At 52.5% G+C, this 3,163-nt stretch carries 3 protein-coding genes; all 3 read left to right on the top strand.

Annotated elements, in window-relative coordinates; all coding sequences use genetic code 11:
* The first annotated feature begins 93 nt into the window (after nucleotides 1-93).
* Nucleotides 94-1,152: a purine nucleoside permease gene (locus tag ACWA6V_RS19815; protein WP_449524107.1), complete on the top strand. Its 1,059-nt coding sequence runs from the start codon at nucleotides 94-96 to the stop codon at nucleotides 1,150-1,152.
* Nucleotides 1,153-1,333: 181 nt separating this feature from the next.
* Nucleotides 1,334-2,527: an amidase gene (locus ACWA6V_RS19810; RefSeq protein WP_449524106.1), complete on the top strand. Its 1,194-nt coding sequence runs from the start codon at nucleotides 1,334-1,336 to the stop codon at nucleotides 2,525-2,527.
* Nucleotides 2,524-3,163: gamma-glutamyltransferase (locus ACWA6V_RS19805; RefSeq protein ID WP_449524105.1), on the top strand; the 640-nt coding region annotated here is incomplete at its 3' end. The genes ACWA6V_RS19810 and ACWA6V_RS19805, both read left to right, overlap by 4 nt.

Below are 3,163 nucleotides of genomic sequence, written 5' to 3'. Positions count from 1 at the left end.
GTTAACTGAATTTATGACAGGATTTTTCCAATGCAAAAATGTAAACCGGGTTTATTGTCTGTTGCGCTGCTGTCGTTAATGTCGGCAGGTTTAATGACGGGTTGTGAAAAGCCTGCGACTGAAGTGGCAGCCACACCCGCAGCGAGTGTGCAGGCGCCCGCGCCGATTAAAGTAAAATTTGTCGTCGTCACCATGTTTGAAATTGGTGAAGACTCTGGTGATAAAGCCGGTGAATTCCAATTGTGGAAAGAGCGCCAAAAACTCGATACCAAATTCGAGTTTCCCAATTCTTACCACGATATTTACATGAATATGGAAACCGGTGTAATGGGCATTGTGACCGGCATAGGTACTGCGCATTCCACGGCGGCGACTATGGCGTTAGGTATGGACCCGCGTTTTGATTTTTCTGATGCCTATTGGTTGGTGGCAGGTATTGCGGGTATCGACCCGGAAGATGCGTCCATCGGCTCGGCCGCATGGGCAGAATATTTGGTTGACGGCGACCTCGCGCATGAAATTGATGCGCGTGAAATTCCCGCTGATTGGGAGACAGGTTATTTTGCGCGTTATACATCCAAGCCCTACGACCCGAAAAAACCGGCTCCCACCGGTGAAATGTTGCGTGTGAATCCTGATTTGACCGAGTGGGCATTTCAATTAACGAAAGATATTCAACTGCCCGATATTGAAAGCCTTGAAGCTACGCGCAAACTTTATGTAAATCACCCGAATGCGCAACGCAAACCTTTTGTGTTGAAAGGTGACCAGCTCGCGGCCATGACGTTTTGGCACGGCGAAATTATGAATACCTGGGCGAACAAATGGACGGATTACTGGACTGAAGGCAAAGGTGAGTTCGTGACTTCAGCGATGGAAGATACAGGTACTTATTTGTCGCTTACTTATTTGCACAATATCGGCAAAGTGGATAAAAACCGCGTGCTGGTGTTGCGCACTGGCAGCAATTACACCATGCCACCACCGGGTGTGACCGCAGCAGAAAACCTCCTCGCTGAAAATGAAGGCTATGCTGGATTAGATGCTTCGTTAGAATCGGCTTACATTGTCGGTACGGCGGTGATGGATAAAATTCTGGGTAACTGGGAAGTTTATAAAGATAAGGTTCCGGTGCCGGCGGATTTGAAATAGGTTTTGTGCCGCCAACGGAGCTTCGGTGTCACTTCTGAGACACGCCGTAAATACGTCCATGTAGGCTCATCTTCGACATCCATGTCTCAGACGGTCTCAGAAGCAACACCGAAGCTCCTTGGTGAAAGTTAGTCGCGATAATCTTGAAAATAAATTGCTATCGCATTTAAAGGCTTTACACATGTCGCTCGATCAACGCGTCTTCGCATGGCGCGGTCACTATCCTAATCCCCGCGCAGGCTCTGGCAGCCTTGCTGGCTTGCGGCTGGGAGTTAAGGATTTATTCCATATCGCCGGGTTACCCACAGCCGCAGGAAATCCTGACTGGCTGGCCAGTCACGCGATACCTGAACACTCATCGCCTGTAGTAACCCAATTACTCGATGCGGGTGCTGAACTGATCGGCAAAACCCAACCCGATGAGCTCGCCTACAGTCTCAACGGATTGAATATCCATTACGGCGCGCCGATTAATCCGCGCAGCCCCGAGCGTTTGCCCGGTGGTTCATCAAGTGGCTCAGCTGTTGCGGTTGCGGCGGGCGATATCGATATAGGTTTAGGTACCGATACCGGCGGCTCCATCCGTGTGCCCGCCAGTTACAACGGATTGTTTGGCATTCGCACCAGCCACGGCTTAATTAGTAGCGAACAAATGGTGCCGCTCGCGCCCTTGTTCGATACCGTCGGCTGGCTCACGCGCGATGCCAAAACCCTCGCGCAAGTCGGCGAGGTATTGCTGCCTGATAATCTGCCACGCAATTTTGAACACAGCTCATTGCGTATCGCCGTATTGTTGCCATTACAAAACGGTGCGCTTTGGACGCCCTCTCATCAAGCTTGGCTTAAAGAGCAGCCGATGCTGCAAGGCTTTAAACCCCAAGGCTTTAAATCAGTGATGCTGAATAGCGATTGGCTCACTCGCGCCAGCCAATGTTTCCGGACTTTACAAGGTCGATCGATTTGGCAAACCCATGGTGAATGGATCAGCCAAAACCAGCCGACATTTGCACCGGATATCCACGCCCGTTTCCAATGGTGCGCGACGCTCACAGAGGCGGATCAAACTGTGGCGGAAATTGAACGCGCAAGCTTGCAAGCGGATATCGATGGTTGGTTTACCGATGTCGATTTAATCCTGCTGCCGACCACGCCCGGTGCCGCACCTTTGCTGGGTGCCGATGCAAAGTGGATGGATACATATCGCAGCCAGTTAATGGGGCTGACTGCATCTGCGGGGCTAGCGGGATTACCGCAAGTGCATCTGCCGGTGTTAAGTGACCAAGGAGCGCCCTGCGGTGTCTCGCTGCTCGGCAAACGCGGCAGTGATAGATCGCTGCTGCAACTGGCAATCGATTTGTGTGGTACTCACTCATGACTCAACACGCCATCGGTTTTAGTGCGCCTCACGCGCTGGCCTTTAGTGCCCCACATAAACAGGCCGCTGAAATCGGCCTGGATGTGTTGCGTGAAGGCGGCAGTGCGGTCGACGCGATGATCGCCGCCGCCGCCGCTATCACTGTGCTTTATCCGCATATGAACAGCATGGCGGGCGACGGTTTCTGGTTGATCCATAAACCCGGTGAAGCGCCGCGTGCTATAGATGCCTGCGGCTGCGCGGCAGAATTGGCGTGTATCGATTGGTATGGCGACAAAGGCTTGCAGCAAATCCCCAGTCGCGGTGCACTCGCTACTGTCACTATGGGCGGCACACTGGCTGGTTGGCAAAAGGCGCGCGATATAGCCGCAGAATCAGCCGTTCAATTGCCATTAAGCCGTTTGTTAGCGCCCGCGATTGCGCTTGCTAGCCAAGGCATTAGAGTCACTCACAGCCTTGCAGCTGCTAGCCGCAAGGTGCAAGCGGAGTTGGTTGAGCAGGTGGAATACCAGCGCGTATTTATGCCCAATGGACGCCCGCTGATTGAAGGCGAAATGCTCACCAATAACGATTTGGCGACCACGCTGACCTGGTTGGTGAATCACGGATTGGAATCTGCTTACAGCGGCGAATTTG

This window comes from Cellvibrio sp., from assembly GCF_053579595.1.
Note: the sequence above shows the minus strand (reverse complement) of the source record. Positions and strands in the feature narration are given on the sequence as shown.